Origin of the sequence: Paenibacillus pini JCM 16418 (assembly GCF_000576305.1) — a bacterium.
Classification (GTDB): Bacteria; Bacillota; Bacilli; order Paenibacillales; family Paenibacillaceae; genus Paenibacillus_AQ; species Paenibacillus_AQ pini.
Genome location: NZ_BAVZ01000013.1, coordinates 20,190 through 38,712, shown reverse-complemented (window position 1 = coordinate 38,712; position 18,523 = coordinate 20,190). Strand labels below are relative to the sequence as shown.

Here is an 18,523-nt window from a genome sequence, read left to right as displayed (position 1 = left end):
CGATACAACATTTCTTCGCCGCTACAAAATCCCGATATGAGCAATCCCAATGTTTTCCTAACTTCAGGCTCTAAGACATTTAAGCCGGTTTATTCTGCAGTAACTCCCTTCAGAAGGTTGCGATCTGCTTTCTCAGCAGTCGTTCAATATTTCTGAGGAGAAGTTTAAACATGCACAGCTATACTTTGCTTATCTTCAAGAGAATAAAAAAGTGGATAGGACATGGGCATTCGATTTTGAAGCTGATGGTAAAAAGCTAGTGCTTGGACAGCATGTAATTAAGGGTGGCCGTTACGGTGTGAAGGAAGGATATTTACGTTTCGAATCTCCGGAATGGTTCAAAGTTTGGACCGGTGTTCCGATGAAGCTTGTCTTCTCTGACCAAAGGCCACCCTATTGAATATGGGGTGGCCTTTACTCCTTTAGTACTTATCCTCACTGGAAACTATTCTTCACTAGGCTTGTGAATAATGCTTAATCCCTCTACATGCTTACGGTTCATCATTTTACTCTTCTTTCGATCCTCCTTAGTTTCAAAAATAATATCGAAATCATAATCTTCCGGATACAACTCATCCTTCACAATAAATAATTGAAGTCGTTTCTTGTTCACTCTGATCTTCTGCTTCTGGATCATCACGCCCACCATTCCCATCGAGTCCTCTAGTTCAAAGACAATTCCATTTCGACCATAAGAACTGACATATACAGCATCTCCAATTTCAAATTTACGGACGGTAATAGATGTCTCGCTATCCTTAGGCCGATTCTTAAAAATCATAGCCGGTATCTCCTGAGGATACTTAGACGAAGGGTCCAATTCCGATGCCAGCCCCAATGGCTTACTATTCGTTGTCTGCTGTACTCTCTCCGCATTCCGCCTCTCCACGCCGCAATTTCCATCAATCGTCCCCTGATTCCCAGCCTCTTCGGCTGATCTCATCAATGGCTTATGATCTAGTAAAATCTCCTGTGAACGACTCACAATTCTAGGTAGCATACCGAGCTTCTTGGCGATTTCTATCGCGTAGCTCTGCCCTGCTTCTCCGATGGTAAGTCGGTACAATGGTTCAAGTGTCTCTACATCAAATTCCATACGTGCATTCTGAAACCCATCTGTCCTTGCAGCGAAACTTTTCAACTCATTAAAATGGGTCGTCACCAACATCATTGCGCCCTTACGATTTAACTCCTCCAAAATAGCAATGGACAGCGACATTCCTTCCCCTGGGTCGGTCCCTGCTGCGAGCTCATCGATTAGCAGGAGCGTGGAGTGATCGGCTGCATCTACCATGCCAATTAGCCGCCGTATCTGAGCCGAGAAGGTGCTAAGTGACTGCTCGATACTTTGACCGTCTCCAATGGCAGTTAGTACCTTGGTGAACATGCAGAACATGCTTCCTTCATCTACGGGTACCAGCACACCGGACTGTACCATCAGCGTCAGTAATCCTAGCGTCTTTAAAGCTACGGTCTTACCGCCCGTATTTGGCCCCGTAATAATCAGGGAGCGATACCCTGTCCCCATGTCCAGTTGCAATGGAACCATCGTCTTCAACATGAGCGGATGTCTTGCACCGCGAAGCTGTATTCGTCCTCTATCATTCAGTTCAACCGACCGTCCATCGATCGAACGACTATATTTCGCCTTGGAGAATATAAAATCATACGTCCCTGTAATCTCAATATTGAGCTGTACGTCATTGGCAGATGCCTCTAGGAGTCCTGTCAATGCACTGAGTATAATCCTTCCTCTCTTGCCTCATCACCCTCAAGCATCCCCAGTTCCGTCTGAAGCTGAGATATTTCCTCAGGCTCCACGTACACGGTTTGCCCACTAGTGGATTGATCTAGTACCGCCCCTTTGACCTGTTTGTGATATTCTCGTTTCACAGGAATGACATAGCGTCCGCCTCGTACACTCACTAGATTTTCTTGTAAAATAGAACTGTGTTTCGACATAATGGAACTCATCTTCTTCTGAATACGTTCCTTGGTCACCGCTATTTTCTTACGCACACGTTCTAAGTTCTTACTTGCCTGATCATCCACCCTCCCAAAACGAATACAGCGCTCAATTTCGCTCTTGAGCCGATCCGTCTCTTGCATGGAAGATGCATAGGAGCTAATAACGGGAGCAATATCCCTTTTAGATGCCATATACTTACGTAGCTGCCCACAGCTATTCAGAAAGATAAGGACAGCCATGAAGTCCTGTTCCGCAAATAAATATCCCGTATGCAGAAGGGAAGCAATATGGTCGATTCCCTCTAGTGAAGGCAGTGGAACGCTAGCCCCCTTATCCAGCAGAGCCTTAGCTTCAGCTGTCTCGTCTAATGACATGCGAATCGCTCGGAGGTTACTCGCAGGTATTAATTCATCAATATGCTTCCGTCCAACATATGAAACTGCATATTCCCTCAATCTTTCCTTCATTTGATCATATTCCAGCATGCTCATTGTTACATTGTCCATGTCGTTCTTGAACCTCCCTATAGTTATCAAATAAAACGCAAAAAGGTCAAAGAATACGCACGCGTGCGATTCTTTGACCTTTGGGTATCCGCTTGTTTCGGCTCTTTGTTATACGCAAAAAGACCGTGCTGCGAAGAGCACGGTCTAAACAGTTGCAGACTTAAGCGTTGGTACACTCCTCATCTACACTATATCGATAACAAAGAATAAAACAGCCCAAGAGTCTGTTTGATGCTTCGCGTGTTCTTAACTATTTCCACGACCGTAAATAGGCATTAAGAAATAAAGCTGCCTCTACAGGCAAAACTTTAATTGTACCTCTTCATTACAGTCTGTATGGAGTTTGGTTAGTTAAGAACGTTCACCGTCATCAAAATTTCTCCTCTTGGTTTAGGATGAATTTAATGTACCAAATCGACAAGCTTTAAGTCAACTCTGAATTGTCGTGAGATATACTCTGGATTCGTATGGGCGAAGCGTAAACGTCGAGATATCTTCGCCTGATTTAACTGGATAATTCGATATTAATAAACCTTTCGTATCCACTTGGATACCTTCTGGCAGCTTAAACTCGGCTTCCTTCCCAAAGAAATTCAAGATCACAAGAAGTTGTTGATCCTCTAGCGTCCGCGTATAGGCATAGATTTCTTCATCTAATGGTAACAACAATTCATATAACCCATACACAATAACCTCATGTTGCTTGCGCAAGGCAATGAGTTTGCGGTAATAGTGATAGATGGAATTGGGATCTTTCACTGCCGCTTCTACATTGATCAGAGGATAATTGGAATTCACCCGAATCCAAGGTTCGCCTCCCATTGTCGTAAAGCCCGCCTCTTCCGTGTTGCTCCACTGCATTGGCGTTCTCGCGTTATCCCGGCTCTTGTGCCAGAGAGCCTGCATAATTTTCTCTTCCGGTATACCCCGCTGCATCGATTGCTCGTAGAAATTTAGCGTTTCTACATCCCGATAATCATCAATCGATTGGAATGCAATATTCGTCATTCCGATCTCTTCACCTTGATAAATATAAGGCGTACCTTCTAGCATGTGAAGGAATGTGGCCAGCATCTTCGCAGACTCTACACGGTACTCTTGATCATCTCCAAACCGCGAAACAGAGCGCGGCTGGTCATGGTTACATAAATAGTTAGCATTCCAGCCTTGCTCATGCATGACAATCTGCCAGTGACTGATGATTTTCTTCAGATCGAGTAAATTCCAAGGGACAACATCCCATTTTCCCGTTCCGGTAGATCGTGCATCTAGAAACATATGCTCAAACTGGAATACCATGTTCAGCTCGTTACGAGTATCGCCAACATAGCTCAGCGCCTGCTCCGGCCCAAGTCCCGACGTTTCCCCCACCGTCATGATATCGTAGTGGAAAAGCACGCGGTCATATAGGTTTTTCAGCAAGGTATGCACATTCTCTAAGTTTGAAAAGAGGTCGTATGCCTGAACAGTCGGCAATTTTAAAGGGTTCGCACCATCTGGCAAACCTACGGCTTTGACGATATGGGCAATCGCATCAAAGCGGAATCCGTCCACCCCTTTCTTCAACCACCATTCCACCATTTCATGCATGCTATCGATGACTTTCTGATTCTCCCAGTTTAAATCGGGTTGATGTTTGGAATACAAATGTAAGTAGTACTCATCCGTTGATTCATCGTACTGCCATACAGATCCGCTGAAATAAGACTCCCAGTTGTTCGGTGGCCCTCCGTTCTTTCCTTTGCGCCAGATGAAATAATCACGCTTCGGATTATCCTTCGACGCCTTCGATTCGATAAACCAAGGATGCTCATCCGATGTATGATTCAACACAAGGTCCATCATGATCTTCATGCCGCGTAAGTGAGCCTCTTTCAGCAAAAGATCGAAGTCCTCCATTGTGCCAAATTCGTCCATAATGGCGCAATAGTCGCTAATATCATATCCATTATCATGATTTGGGGACTTATATATCGGGCAGATCCATAACATGTCCACACCTAGATCTTTCAAGTAATCTAATTTGGACATAATGCCCCGTAGATCGCCTTTTCCGTCTCCATTCGAGTCCATAAAACTAATTGGATAAATTTGATATACTACACTTTCTTTCCACCACTTTTTATTCATCATCCGGCTCCTTTTCGGTTGCGCATGGTTCGCTTCCATAAATAAGATTAGCTTGTAAGCTTTACACGTTTTTGCGTACACTATATACTTAACTTAAACATGTTTTGGATTTTCGCTTCAGTATGAAGCCTATTTCATGCAATTAATGGTCAATTAAATAGATATTATCCGGAGGAGCCTGTCATGTACGGGCTCTTTTTGCCTTTTTTACCTGTTCATTCTGTTTGCTTAGCCCCTGTGGATGGGGTCCGTACATTGAAGTTTCTTTTCGGTTGGCCTGAAAGGAGGATCAAGTTCGGATTACCTAAAGCACTTTAGGACATAAGTAAGTAAATAAACGGAATATTCAGGAGGTATTATGGAACAACAAACCATATTAGCGATAGGTATTTTTCTAATTGTGTATGCTTTTATTATTACGGAGAAAATTCACCGTACGATCGTGGCCATGATTGGCGGCGTACTCATGGTCGTAGTCGGTATTGTTAGTCAGGAAAAGGCAATCCACCACATTGATTTCAATACGCTTGGACTGCTGATCGGTATGATGATTATCGTCAACATTACCGCGGAGACAGGACTCTTCAACTATATTGCGATTAAAGCCGCAAAAATGGCAAAAGGTAAACCCGTTCCGATTCTTATATCGCTAACGCTTATTACCGCGATCGGTTCAGCATTCTTAGATAACGTGACGACAATCTTACTCATGATTCCAATCACATTTAGTATTACACGGCAGCTGAACGTCAAACCTCTGCCCTATCTCATTACTCAAATCATAGCTTCTAATGTTGGTGGTACAGCCACGATGATCGGTGATCCCCCTAATATCATGATTGGTAGTGCAGTCAAGGAATTAACTTTTAATGCTTTTATTCAGAATTTGGCACCGATCGTGATCATCATCTTAATCGTATATATTCCTCTATTCATTCTATTGTTCCGCAAACAGCTACGGACAACTAGCGATCGGATGGAAGCCTTGATGGTAACCGATGAATCGATATTAATTCGTGACCGTACATTACTTGTAAAATGCTTAGTGATTCTTGGTCTTACGATGATTGGATTCTTTGTTCATCAGACGCTTCATATCGAGTCAGCGACGGTTGCACTGGCAGGAGCCTTTATATTACTGCTATTGGCAGGCGAGCATAAGTTAGAAGAAGCACTCACCAAAGTGGAGTGGACTACCATTTTCTTCTTCGTCGGGCTATTCGTGCTCGTAGGTGGATTAATTGAGACAGGTGTCATTAAGTCACTTGCGGAGAAGGCCATTGAATTAACAGGTGGAAATGTAACCTCAACCTCGATGCTGATACTATGGCTAAGTGCGATTGCCTCTGCCTTTATCGACAATATCCCTTTCGTAGCGACCATGATTCCAATGATTCAAGATATGGGCAATATGGGTGTCAGCAACCTCGAGCCTGTATGGTGGAGCCTGGCACTCGGAGCATGTCTTGGGGGCAATGGTACCTTAATTGGTGCTAGCGCCAATCTAATTGCAGCCGGAATTGCCGGTAAGGAAGGTCATCCACTGAAATTTATGCAATTTATGAAATATGGATTTCCACTTATGATCTTGTCTGTTGTTATAGCAAGTGGATACGTATATTTACGTTATTTAATATAACTCACAACAACTGAAGCAGGCTCAGGGGTGTATGCCCCTGAGCCTGTTTTATTTTTTTACAGCATCGTATTTACACCTGATGTGTTCTTTTAGCAGAAGTAACAGAGGAATAGGATGAAGCCGTATATTTAAATAATAGGTAGCCCAGAACCGCATAAACCAGTGCAGAGACGAGCGTTCCGAGACTAAAGCTTCGGAAAGGGAACAAAATCAGTAATGCGTTGATCCAGAGTGCATAGGGAAGATATTTAATATTGCTAGAGGCTAGAGTCAGCCATGCCCCCACCCAGAATGCATAATGAGCAATAATCCCAAGCGGGATCACATTAAACATAATATCAAGCGCATGATACGAAGATCCCGGCAACACAGCATATAACAATGCTTCTAGAAATAGCACACCCAAACCGCCAAATAACAATATCAGTTCATAAGACGCAAGCACGGGGTACCATCGGAACAATTCATACCATTTGCGAAGTTCTCGCAAAACGATGGAAAATTGTTGCATGGCTATAATTCCTCCCTCCGTTCGATTTCAATAAAAGGCTTACCGCACACAGGACAGAATCTCGCTCCGACAGGAACTACCTGACCACAGGTGCATTGTTTCTCATCTGTAGCATGATTGATTTGATTCAGATTGTACTCTATTTCATCTTGGAGCCGATGGATTTGATCCATCATAGGTTGAACTTCTTCGCGAGTGCATATTGGATCTCGTTGTGCTGATAAAGAGTCAGCTACCTTTTGCCAATTTGTTGATAAGAATGTTCTATTTCCTTCTGTTTGGAGCTGTTCTGCATCTTCAATCGATTGATTTCTACCGCATTCTTCGCTTTGTTACCTGCTTCAGTCACACCGGACTTTAACTTATCAAAAAAACTCATTATTATCGCCCTCCACTACCCCATTAGACTAATTGGCTAGTTCAATAACCGAGTTATATTTGCGCTCGATATCCTGCATTTGCGATTGATTTCGAATATATTCACCTTCTAACTCACGAAGTATGCCTTGAACCTCAGAACGTTTATCTTGTACCTTAGATAGCGTATCATTGATTCTTCCCTGCACCATCCAATCGGAAATAAATCCATCCCAGAAGTAGTCTGCAAACTTTAGAAAGCTACCGATATCAATGTCGATTTGCAGCACCATTTGTACATCCTTTAGTTCTTTACCGAACCGATTCAAGCTGTTCTGTGCATCATGAATCCGATCCATTGCGTCGTCGATATTGCTATGCTTCATATGAGTTGAGATCATACCCCCTCCCAGCATATCGCCTATCCCCCAGCTCTTAGCAGTATGTAGCTATCTTCAGCATACTCAAGATCGCTCAGTACGACCTTGCCTGCTTGAACAGCTTCCTTCATTTCCTTCATCTGCACCGTCAAGGAAGCGCGCCGCTCCGAGAGATCAACAAGTTCACGGTTACCTCGTAATAGCATCTGTTCCTTATCTCGAAATACCTGCTGGTACTCTACATCCGCATAACGCACCGTTTGCAGTAACCGGAGCATATCATCCCTCTGCGCGCGCACGTCTTCTAGAGAGCGTATAGCAGCGTCATATTTCGCCTTCGCTTCAAGTACTTCAAGCTGTTCATGCTCCAACTTCTCTTCCTTTCGACCAATTAAGCTGAACAACAAACCCGTTAGGGAAGCCGACGTTAAACGTTCAACATCCTTCTCTTCCTTATGAAGCCTAGCCTTCCATGTATCCGCTTCACCCTCAAGCTGCTTCAGTTCACGATCGAGCTCCTCTAACCTCTGGGTCCATCTCTCCTGATTACGCCTATTTTCTTTTAATTGAATCATGCGTTCATTTATTTCTTCAAACATGGCGGATCCCTCCGTCTCCAAATATTAGGCGAACTTATTTATATTATAGACGTTTATATATACGTTAGGTTTCACTGATCAGATGATCATAGGTCCTCAGCCTCTCTGAACACATAAGTTTGAATGACTATTAGCCTGCTGGATTTTCTGTCAAAATACAGATATGATAAAACAAGATTGCACAAAGGAGTGTCTTACATGAAATTCAAATACCTATCTCTTCCGGTTATTACACTTGTAGCGGCAGCACTTATCGTCGGCGGCTGTGGAAACAATGACAAAAAAACAGCAGCGGAAGACAAAGCCGAAACCGGAACTACGACTGAAACTGGAAGTGGAAGTGAAACTCAAGCAGGAACTGGATCTGAAACGAAGACTCCTGCGCAAACTGAAGATGTCAACAAGAAGAGCTGGGACAAGCCACCAGCTATGGAAATTGACAAAACTAAGAACTACGAAGCTGAAGTTAAGACATCCAAAGGATCCTTTACGATTGAATTGTATGCTAAGGATGCTCCAAAGACCGTTAATAACTTTGTGTTTCTTGCAAAACAAGGCTTCTACGATGGTGTGATTTTTCACCGCATCATTGAATCCTTCATGATTCAAACGGGAGACCCAGAAGGAACCGGTATGGGTGGACCTGGATATTCTTTCGAGGATGAGAAGACCACGTACAAGTACGAGCCCGGTATTGTCGCTATGGCTAATGCGGGTCCAAATACGAACGGTAGCCAATTCTTCATTTGTACTGGAGATGACAGTATGGGTTTGAATAGCCAACCCAACTATACGATTTTCGGTAAAATCACGAAGGGTATGGATGTCGTGAAGAAAATTGCCGCAACTCCGGTTGAAGTTGCTAATGGCGAGCAGAGCCATCCGACAGAGAAAATTACGATGGATCAAATCACGATCACACAGAAATAAGCTTCTAATTTCACTCAAAAAAGACTCTCCCTGTAGCGCATGCTGCTTGAGGGAGAGTCTTTTTTATAACCATTTCTTCTTATATCGCTTGATAAGTACTAGGCTTTTATTTGACTAGCCTTACGTACCTGCTGGGCAGCCTCAACCATGCGGCGCAAGGAAGCCACTGTCTCTTCCTTACCACGAGTCTTCAAACCACAGTCAGGATTGATCCAGAACAGTTCAGGATCTAATACGCGTAGTGCGCGTTCAATCATGGATACCATTTCTTCCACTTCAGGCACACGAGGGCTATGAATGTCATATACACCTAAGCCGATGCCTTTGTTATAGGTGGACTCTTCAAAGCTAAAAATCAATTCTCCATGACTACGTGATGTTTCAATTGAGATGACATCCGCATCTAGGTCACGAATCGAATCAATCATGTCATGGAATTCACAGTAGCACATATGTGTATGGATTTGCGTTGTATCTTTAACAGTCGATGTAGATAAACGGAAAGCAAATACAGACCAATCCAAGTAAGGTTGTTTCTGATCTTCCTTCAGCGGCAGACCTTCACGAATAGCAGGCTCATCCACTTGAATCATTTCAATACCCGCTTGCTCCAGTGCTTCTACCTCTTCACGTAATGCGAGTGCAATTTGATAAGCCACTTGCTCACGGCTAAGATCATTACGTACAAATGACCAGTTTAGGATCGTAATCGGTCCAGTCAACATCCCTTTAACAGGCTTGCTTGTTAGAGACTGAGCATACACGCTTTCTTTGACCGTCATCGCTTCTACAAAAGCGACATCTCCATAGATCACTGGTGGCTTCACGCAACGTGAGCCATAGGATTGCACCCATCCGTTCTTGGTGAACGCAAATCCATCTAGCTTCTCTCCGAAAAATTCAACCATGTCCGTACGTTCAAACTCACCATGTACAAGTACATCAATTCCAATATCCTCTTGCAAGTCCATCCATGTCTTAATTTCATCACGGACGAATGCGTCATATTGCTCGCTATCCCACTCGCCTTTTCTCCATTTCTGACGAGCCTGACGAACTTCAACCGTCTGTGGAAAGCTTCCGATCGTTGTTGTGGGCAGGAATGGCAGATTCCAGCGCGCTTGCTGTGCTCCCTTGCGAACATCAAAGCTGCTTGTTCTTGAAGCAGGCTGCTCATGAGCCTGAGCGGCAGCTTGCTGCACATCGGTGCGACTACGCTCTTTAGAGCTGTTTAGTACCTCAATAGCGCTTGTAGCACTCTTGATTTCAGCAGCTACCGCTTCTTTACCTTCGTTCACTGCACGGACAATAAGTGCAATCTCATCCAGCTTCTCATCCGCATACGCGAGCGCGTTCTTCAGAACCGGATTTAATGCCACTTCAGGTTCGGTTGTTACTGGGACATGGAGCAAGCTGCTAGAAGGCTGTACGATGATGCGCTCATAAGGAACAACCTCAGCGAGCTTCGTAAGAAGTTCGAGCGAAGCTTCAATATCCGTGCGCCAAATGTTACGTCCATCTACAATACCCGCTCCTAGAACCTTATCTTTTGGAAATCCAAGTGTCTGAATCGCATTCAGGTTCTGCTCCCCACCATGTACGAAATCAATTCCAATACCATGTACGGGTAGAGCTACGATTTGAGCATAATGCTCAACAGATTCAAAATACGTTTGCAGCATGATTTGAATCCCTGGTGCAGCTTCACGAAGCGCGCTATAAATCGCTTCTACTCGAGCCACATCTTCCTGCGTTAGCGATGTGACAAGGATCGGTTCATCGATCTGAACCCACTTCACACCTTCCTGCTCAAGTTCTTTCAGAATTTGAGTATATAGAGGTAAGAAATATTGGATGACTTCATCCAAAGCATCTGTATCATATCCCTTGGACAGCTTAAGGAATGTGAATAGGCCCACGAGTACAGGTTTACCTTCAATACCAAGCTTCTCTTTAGCTTCACGATAAGCAGTAAGCGGACGGTTCTCCGTCAGCACAGGTTCAGCCCCGTCCAGCTCAGGTACGATGTAGTGATAATTCGTGTTGAACCATTTTGTCATTTCACAAGCAGTCGCTCCTTGATTTCCCCGAGCCATCGCATAGTATGTTTTCAAAGGAACTACGCCGCCCTCATAACCGAAACGCTCAGGAACGAGTCCAAACATGACCGCCGTATCTAGCATGTGATCATACCATGAGAAATCGTTCACTGGAATCAAGTCAATGCCCTTATCTTGCTGCTTCTTCAAATGTTGAAGGCGGATGGTCTCAAGTTCCTTCGTGAATGCTTCCTCAGATAACTTCCCTGCCCAAAAAGCCTCCAGTGCCTTCTTCCATTCGCGATTCGCTCCAATGCGCGGATACCCCAAGTTACTACTCTTCAATGCGCTCATTATGTGCCTCCCTAATGTTTTCTTATCCATGTTATGAATCTATGAAATGCAAAAAAGGCATCTTTACCCCTATCGAAAAAAAGGATAAAGATGCCTGCCATATACATACGTCAGCCGTCATCTTAACACCTTCCTATCTCCCGTAGGTAAAGCAGTGCTGTCAGAACAGGCAGGTCTCCTGGCTCCAGAATCAACGTTTATCTGCTTGCCTTCCCAATCCTGGCGGATCAGTGGCCTTCATTGAGATAAACTCCTCTGTTACAGTGGCGGGACCGCGCCGGCATTACACCGGACTTCCCTTTTAAGCTCGTGATATACACTTGTATATCAGAGCACCTATTCCCACAATATTCAATTTTACATCGCTTAATATTAAGTCGAATCATACCTTATACCACTTTAATATGCAATATGTTTAGTCGGAATTATTTTCATGAATAGCTTAGAGAGCTTGAACATATTTATGATTTGTAAAAGAGAGTTGTACCATCCTTAGGAGGTTTCGAATGAATACGATTGTCTTAGGAAGTTTAGCGACATCTCTATGTACCGCAGCAGGGGCAATTCCCGCTGTATTTTTCTCTAATATGACACATCGAGGGCGTGATATTTTGCTAGCCTTCACGGCTGGAATCATGGTAGCAGCTTCTACATACGGATTAATTCCCTCTGCATTAAAACTATCTAATTTGTGGATTCTGACGATTGGAACGCTGCTAGGAACGGCTATTCTAACGATCCTGGAGCTGCTTATTCCGCATAATGATTTGGAACATTCTCAGAGGACTTCCTCTAGCGGAGGTACAAGCTCCCTTCTATTCTTGTCAGCTATGGCACTCCACAATTTGCCTGAGGGTTTATCAGTAGGCGTCAGCTACGGAAGTAACAATCAAGATTTAGGAACCATTGTTGCACTTAGCATCGGTCTTCAAAATATTCCAGAAGGTTTTCTGACCGCACTATACTTGATCACCCACGGCATGCGAAAAGATATCGCACTACTGCTAGCTACTCTAACGGGAGTACTTGAACTGTTCGCATGCTGGATTGGACTGCAATTCACCAGTAGCTTTACAGCCGTTGTTCCTTATGGGCTTGCATTTGCCGCAGGTGCGATGCTCTTTGTCGTGTATAAAGAACTCATCCCAGAGAGCCATGGAGACGGTAACGAAAGGGCCTCGACATTTTCATTTATACTGGGACTGCTTGTGATGATAGCCCTGACAGAACTACTGAACTAAATTCGTCATAATCAAATAAAAATTATATTCAAATAAATACCATAATTATTGCCCTAGGGAAAAATTTATGTTGCAAGGCAACCTTATTCGTGTTAGTTTATTCTCAATCCTATACGACGAGACGGAATTATTTTTTTGCTCCAAAAGTTGTCCTGAGGCAACATTATTTCCCTAGAGAAAGAAGGTAGACAAACATGGACCCTGCGGTTCAAGAAAAACCTAATCCAGATCCGGGCTGGCGAAAAAAAGGCAACACCCCGAGTTTGCCAGAAGTATACAAATCCATCCGAGTTCCTACAAAGGGAAGCGCATTTCGCAAATTCCTCGCCTTTGTGGGACCGGGATACCTTGTAGCCGTCGGCTATATGGACCCAGGTAACTGGGCCACCGACTTATCAGGAGGAGCCTTATTCGGCTATACGCTTCTATCCGTTATTCTGATCTCCAATCTGATGGCTATCGTTCTACAATCGTTATCCGCTAGGCTTGGTATCGCAACAGGGAGAGACTTAGCTCAGGCTTGCCGCGACCATTACAGTAAACCTGTTAATTTCGCCCTGTGGATACTTTGCGAAATAGCCATCGCTGCTTGCGATCTGGCTGAAGTCATCGGATCTGCAATTGCCTTACAGCTTCTGTTCGGATTACCACTAATCTGGGGCGTGCTGATCACCGTCGTTGATGTGCTACTTGTTCTTATTTTGCAAAATAAAGGGTTTCGGTATATTGAGATCATTGTCATTACACTGCTCGTTACGATTGCACTCTGCTTTGGGATTGAGCTATTCCTTTCCAAGCCTGAACTTTCCGGTGTCATGTCTGGATTCATTCCAAGGTCCGAAATCATTACAAATCCACAAATGCTATATATCGCACTCGGTATTCTAGGTGCTACCGTCATGCCTCATAACTTGTACCTACACTCTTCCATCGTCCAGACAAGGAATTACGAGGATACGGTTACGGGAAAGAAGTCGGCAATTCGCTTCGCAACGATTGATTCCACGGTTGCGCTTATGCTAGCTCTCTTTGTCAATGCGGCTATACTGATTCTTTCAGCAGCCGCCTTCCACACAAGCGGCCATACCGATGTGGCTGAAATTCAAGATGCATATCATCTGCTCACGCCACTTCTTGGAACAGGAATTGCTAGTATTCTATTCGCCGTTGCTTTACTAGCTTCCGGACAGAATTCTACGCTAACAGGAACGCTTGCCGGACAGATTGTCATGGAAGGATTCCTGAACATCCGTCTCGCTCCTTGGCTGCGCCGCCTCATCACCCGAGCGATTGCCATTATTCCAGCCGTATTGGTTATTGGTATTGCGGGTGAACAAGCGACAGGCAGCCTGCTCATTCTGAGTCAAGTGGTACTATCCCTTCAGCTATCCTTCGCCGTTATTCCGCTGGTGCAATTCACAGGCAACAAGGCGAAGATGGGCCCACATACTGCACCGAGATGGTTACAGATTCTTGCTTGGGTAATCGCCATTATCATCGCGCTACTGAATATCTATTTGCTGTACGGAACGTTCTTTGGATAATCATTTTGCTCTAGTACATACAACAAAAAAAGCTGTCCTCAAGCCAAATGGCTACGGGGCAGCTTTCATGATGATCACCATAATAAACTGATAGTTATATAGCTCAACGCCAGTAACGGTGCTTGTCTAATGTATCGAGTTAAAAATTGAACGCTACGCGGATGGATTGTCCACCTCTATTACAGTGTTACAACTGCCTCTCGTTCTCCGAAATAGTAGCCGGATTAATAGTTGCTCAATTCACCTTGTGTAAGCTACCTCTTCGGTATATTTTCCAAACACCCCACCCGCTAAGGCCATATAGCAGCGCACTGAAATAGAACAACACATCGATCGTCAACCAGTCGATCAAGTAACCACCCAGCAGGACCGCAAACCCTGATGCAGCTGATGTCCAGAAATGATAGGAGCCGATAACAGGCCCACGTTTACCTATATGCGTATAATCCGCGAGAAGTAGTCGCTCACTCATCTTTTGCATAGCACTACAACATCCCATTCCGGCCTGAAGGAGGATTACCCATAGGTAAGACTCCACCCAAGGAAACGCCACCATGGCCACCATCATACCCACAGCGCTCCAAATCATCATCTTCATTCCGCTGCGATCAAGACGCGGCGCGAGCCACTGCGAACAAGCAGCTGAGCTTATCGTAAACACGGCAAAAGCCAGTCCATATTTAGAATAGCTGTTGCCGAGGTTCTTCAGAAACAATAAATAATAAGGATAAATCATTCCTGAGGCTAAGGTCATGATGCTTTGTGAACGGATCAGCCAACGTATATTCATGTAAAGCTACTCCCCTTTATATTGTTCATAGAAATAGTTCATAAATATATGATCCGGATCAAACTGATCTTTTGCCTTAAAGAATGTGTTATAACCCGGGTACGCTTCTCTAAACTGCTCTACAGACGGATAAGCAGCATATGGAAGATAGTAGGTGCCTCGATGCCTTAGCACTTGATCCACAATGTTGCGAACGGTTTGCTTCATCTCCGCGTGCCCCTCTTTAGAGAGCGATGTATTAAATAAGCATACCAAGGCTAACATGTCCTCTTTGGCGTAGGATAGCACCACGTCCTGATTACGCGGAACATAACGTACTGTAATATTAAGTAGATTAACCTTATCACCAGCATCCTTGAGGACGGATTTCAAATCCTCCACAAATGATGCAAACTCATCCACAGGTACGAAATACTCTTGAAGTAGATCATTAGCACCCGCCTCGTGATATTCCATAAAAGAAGACTCCGGGCGCATCGCATTGTTACGGCTAATGATTGCATCCTCTTGATATGTAAAATATTTTTTCTGTAGATTCCAAAACATATTCTTCCCCGTATCGGAAGCTCGGTTCAAATGAAATAGCAGTTTACTTGGTAGTACCCCCGATTCATGAGTCTTCAGCTTATCGTTATGCTCCAAATCAAGAGAAGGATCGACTTGATAATTAATAGCATACATATCCGTCAAAAAGCTGTCAGGCGCAACCGAAATCCGTGCAATATGCATCCGTACATCGGGGTCCGCCAGCACCTTTTCTTTTAAATAATGACTATAGTCTTTGGCCTGAATAGCTCTATCTTCGTTCGGTACACCTCATCATCCGTTAAGTGAAGCGTAACGTCCAGAATAATTCCAAATAAGCCGTATCCTCCGAGAGCTAGTCGAAATAGCTCCGGCTCTTTCGTACGACTGATCTCGCGGATTAGTCCATCGGCCGTAAGCAGATGAAAGGACTCAACACTATTAATAAGTGACCCATTTCTGAGATCACGTCCATGAGCGTTAATACTGATCGAACCGCCGACCGTAAAAATATTTTGAGATTGCATCGATGAAACCGAGAGATGGTAGGGGTTAATTCGGTCCTGGATATCTTTCCACGTTGCACCCGCTTGGACACGAATCAGCTTACGTTTTGGATCTAGCATGAGGATCTGATTGAAGCTCGTCATATCAATGACAATAGCATCTTTATAATAAGTATGTCCGCCTTGGCTGTGGCGCTGCCCTGATATCGACAGCTTTAGCCCCTTAGCCTTGGCATCTTGAAGCAGCTGAGCAAGCTGCTCTTCTTCTTTTCCTTCTACAATCCGCTCTACCTTAACTGGATGTAGACGGCTATAGTCCGTGATCAGATAGGGATTCTGATCTGGGGTATCATTTGTAATATATTCATAGACACATAAACATGTAAGGAACAGCAGGACTATGGTTTTCTTCACATGTACCTCCGGCAATGGTATACCTAATATTGTATTATTCTACCATACCGGACGTAAACGATGAGGAATATTCCCTTCACTTGTAAAATTAACAATACTAAGTAGATCCTCATGTAACTCCTTCATACGATTGTGACCAATAATCTTAGCCCAGCGCTCCTCAACTTCGGTGTAAATTTTTTCTTTGGAGCGGACAACGGACCAGCCACGCTCTGTTAAAATAATTAGCTTTCCCCTTCCATCCGAAGGATGGGGTTTACGCGCAACGTATCCTCGAGCCTCGAGCTCATCGACCATTTGGCTAACAGCCTGTTTGGTGATACCTAAATGCTGAACTAATGCCTTAGCGGTTGAACCATCCGGAATTAATCCCTGAAATAAAAATCCGTGCGCAGGACGCACATCTGTGAAGCCCATCTCATTCAGACGCATGTGTAATTCCTGATTGAGTGAACTGAAGGTTAATGATAACAGCGAAGCTAAATCTTGATTATGTCGTGATATTTGCGGCATTGCTACGTACGCTCCTTTACTGAAGACACCTATTGATAAACATGCCCTTGGACTTGCAGTAAATCCAATTATACCGCTGATTTCGCCACCTTATCAACCTGCTTCAACTTAAGAAATATATGGATGAAACAATCACTGGAAGAATTTGAAACATTCTATATTTGGATTCGTCTAATCATTAGACTAATAATTCCCAAATAAGAGATATGAATTATATTTGAATATAGGAGGTAAATCTATTTTGTTCAAAAAAAGACTTAACCCCTCTAGAATACTACTCAGGCTGGGCTTATTCTTGCTCCTTACACTCTCAACAGCCTGTGCTAGTACCACTAAAGCGGAGCAGCCATCTCCATCCCCTCCAGCTATTTCACTAAGTGATCGTCAGCGGCATATTGATAAGGTATTAGATACGCGTATAGTACGTGCCCAGAATCATTTTGGCCTACGTCTGCATCAGGTACTCACCAAGAACGGAGACGGTGGTAATCTCATTCTGTCTCCTTATAGTATCGCCACATCACTGAGCATGGCATACAGCGGTAGCGCAGGTGAAACCGAAGCTGAGATGTCTAAAGCCCTCGGATATCAGACGATGAAACGGGAAGAGGTACAAAGTGCCAGCAAGGTTTTACAAGAGCTCGAGGAAAGTCCCGATTCCGGCGTGAGACTAAACATTGCTAATGCGGTTTGGTATGCCGAGGGAATCCCATTGAAGAATTCTTTTCAGAACACCGTTAAAGATAACTATCATGCAAGTGTGGAGCCACTTGATTTCAGTAGTGATAAAAGTGTAGTTATGGTAAACAATTGGGTCAAGAAGCAAACGAACGGGAAGATCAACCAACTTCTGAGTGAACCACCTGGCTCAGATATGGTATCTCTAATCGTGAATGCGATTTATTTTAACGGGACCTGGAAAACTCCCTTTGATGAAAAGTTAACGGAGAACGCTGTATTCACCACCAACGTAAACATCACAAAGCAAGTTCCTATGATGAAACAAGGTGGTTCGTTTGCTTACGCACAGAATCAGGACTGGCAAGCCATTCGCATTCCTTACGGAAGTGGACAGATGAATATGCTCATTATTCTGCCCAGTGAGCAATCATCACTTCCTAAACTTGAGGAGCAGTTATGGAAGGACATGACGCCATGGGAGAAGAATTTTGAATACCAATCAGGGCAAATCCGCATTCCACGCTTCAAAGCAGAGTATAAGCAGCAGCTTAATAAAGCTCTTATGGGACTTGGAATGAAGAATAGCTTTCTTCCTCAAGCTGACTTCTCTAACATGTCTGATCGTAAGCCACTGTTCATATCGAATGTTATGCACAAAACGGTACTTGAAGTGAATGAACGAGGTACCGAAGCTGCCGCGGTCACTTCTCTTGAGATGGCAGGATCTGCTCCGCCAGAGAAACCCTTTGATATGGTCGTAAACCGCCCCTTCTTCTTCGCCATTGAGGATGCGCAGACTAAGCTGTGGCTCTTTATGGGTTCAATCAACGATCCCGCTACAGAATAGCATACCTATCCCAAAGTAACAGAAAACTCCAATCTAGCAGCCGCAAAC

Annotated in this window: 15 protein-coding genes, 2 pseudogenes and 1 riboswitch; of the genes and pseudogenes, 6 read left to right on the top strand and 11 right to left on the bottom strand. The window is 44.1% G+C overall.

The genetic code is table 11. The features are described 5' to 3' along the window. Positions 1–211: 211 nt before the first annotated feature. A complete protein-coding gene (locus JCM16418_RS16825; protein ID WP_036651247.1) occupies positions 212–400 on the top strand; it encodes a hypothetical protein in 189 nt (62 codons plus the stop codon). Between the two features lie 45 nt (positions 401–445). Here the strand turns inward: JCM16418_RS16825 and JCM16418_RS27090 are convergent. Both JCM16418_RS27090 and JCM16418_RS16815 read right to left on the bottom strand, forming a co-directional pair. Beyond that, positions 446–2,475, bottom strand: a pseudogene (locus JCM16418_RS27090) (endonuclease MutS2). A 429-nt stretch (positions 2,476–2,904) separates the two neighbouring features. Beyond that, the gene (locus tag JCM16418_RS16815; RefSeq protein WP_277912096.1) at positions 2,905–4,608 is read right to left on the bottom strand and encodes a glycoside hydrolase family 13 protein; all 1,704 of its coding nucleotides are present in this window, start codon (positions 4,606–4,608) and stop codon (positions 2,905–2,907) included. 355 nt (positions 4,609–4,963) lie between these two features. On the opposite strand from JCM16418_RS16815, the gene JCM16418_RS16810 reads away from it, so the two are divergent. Beyond that, entirely contained in the window at positions 4,964–6,244 is a 1,281-nt protein-coding gene (locus JCM16418_RS16810; protein ID WP_036651242.1) for an ArsB/NhaD family transporter, read from the top strand. 70 nt (positions 6,245–6,314) lie between these two features. Here JCM16418_RS16810 and JCM16418_RS16805 read toward each other — a convergent pair whose 3' ends face one another. The 5 genes from JCM16418_RS16805 to JCM16418_RS23905 are packed head-to-tail and all read right to left on the bottom strand — an operon-like array spanning position 6,315 to position 8,091. Beyond that, entirely contained in the window at positions 6,315–6,755 is a 441-nt protein-coding gene (locus JCM16418_RS16805) for a hypothetical protein (protein WP_036651239.1), read from the bottom strand. A gap of 2 nt (positions 6,756–6,757) precedes the next feature. Continuing rightward, positions 6,758–6,931, bottom strand: coding sequence for a zinc-ribbon domain-containing protein (locus JCM16418_RS25035; RefSeq protein WP_156327229.1), 174 nt, complete (start codon positions 6,929–6,931; stop codon positions 6,758–6,760). A gap of 56 nt (positions 6,932–6,987) precedes the next feature. Further along, positions 6,988–7,134 (bottom strand): hypothetical protein, encoded by a 147-nt coding sequence (locus JCM16418_RS25030; protein WP_156327228.1) that lies wholly within the window; start codon positions 7,132–7,134, stop codon positions 6,988–6,990. A gap of 28 nt (positions 7,135–7,162) precedes the next feature. Then, positions 7,163–7,528, bottom strand: coding sequence for a hypothetical protein (locus JCM16418_RS16800; protein ID WP_052020449.1), 366 nt, complete (start codon positions 7,526–7,528; stop codon positions 7,163–7,165). A gap of 5 nt (positions 7,529–7,533) precedes the next feature. Next, positions 7,534–8,091: a hypothetical protein gene (locus tag JCM16418_RS23905; RefSeq protein ID WP_052020447.1), complete on the bottom strand. Its 558-nt coding sequence runs from the start codon at positions 8,089–8,091 to the stop codon at positions 7,534–7,536. 198 nt (positions 8,092–8,289) lie between these two features. Here JCM16418_RS23905 and JCM16418_RS16795 point away from each other — a divergent pair, with 198 nt between their 5' ends. After that, entirely contained in the window at positions 8,290–9,021 is a 732-nt protein-coding gene (locus JCM16418_RS16795; RefSeq protein WP_036651236.1) for a peptidylprolyl isomerase, read from the top strand. 98 nt (positions 9,022–9,119) lie between these two features. Here JCM16418_RS16795 and metE read toward each other — a convergent pair whose 3' ends face one another. Beyond that, on the bottom strand, positions 9,120–11,414 hold the full coding sequence (metE, locus tag JCM16418_RS16790; RefSeq protein ID WP_036651234.1) for a 5-methyltetrahydropteroyltriglutamate--homocysteine S-methyltransferase: 2,295 nt from the start codon (positions 11,412–11,414) through the stop codon (positions 9,120–9,122). A 151-nt stretch (positions 11,415–11,565) separates the two neighbouring features. Further along, positions 11,566–11,769: riboswitch (cobalamin riboswitch) on the bottom strand. 151 nt (positions 11,770–11,920) lie between these two features. On the opposite strand from metE, the gene JCM16418_RS16785 reads away from it, so the two are divergent. Then, on the top strand, positions 11,921–12,655 hold the full coding sequence (locus JCM16418_RS16785; RefSeq protein ID WP_036651231.1) for a ZIP family metal transporter: 735 nt from the start codon (positions 11,921–11,923) through the stop codon (positions 12,653–12,655). A gap of 194 nt (positions 12,656–12,849) precedes the next feature. Then, a complete protein-coding gene (locus JCM16418_RS16780; protein ID WP_036651228.1) occupies positions 12,850–14,199 on the top strand; it encodes an Nramp family divalent metal transporter in 1,350 nt (449 codons plus the stop codon). A gap of 235 nt (positions 14,200–14,434) precedes the next feature. On the opposite strand, the gene JCM16418_RS16775 is transcribed toward JCM16418_RS16780, so the two are convergent. The 3 genes and pseudogenes from JCM16418_RS16775 to JCM16418_RS16765 all read right to left on the bottom strand — a co-directional run bounded on the left by JCM16418_RS16775 (position 14,435) and on the right by JCM16418_RS16765 (position 16,947). Then, a complete protein-coding gene (locus JCM16418_RS16775; protein WP_036651225.1) occupies positions 14,435–14,989 on the bottom strand; it encodes an MFS transporter in 555 nt (184 codons plus the stop codon). Positions 14,990–14,995: 6 nt separating this feature from the next. Continuing rightward, positions 14,996–16,434, bottom strand: a pseudogene (locus JCM16418_RS26950) (FAD-binding protein). A 39-nt stretch (positions 16,435–16,473) separates the two neighbouring features. Beyond that, positions 16,474–16,947: a MarR family winged helix-turn-helix transcriptional regulator gene (locus JCM16418_RS16765; protein WP_036651222.1), complete on the bottom strand. Its 474-nt coding sequence runs from the start codon at positions 16,945–16,947 to the stop codon at positions 16,474–16,476. A 241-nt stretch (positions 16,948–17,188) separates the two neighbouring features. Here JCM16418_RS16765 and JCM16418_RS16760 point away from each other — a divergent pair, with 241 nt between their 5' ends. Continuing rightward, on the top strand, positions 17,189–18,475 hold the full coding sequence (locus tag JCM16418_RS16760; protein ID WP_052020445.1) for a serpin family protein: 1,287 nt from the start codon (positions 17,189–17,191) through the stop codon (positions 18,473–18,475). The last annotated feature ends 48 nt before the right edge of the window (positions 18,476–18,523 follow it).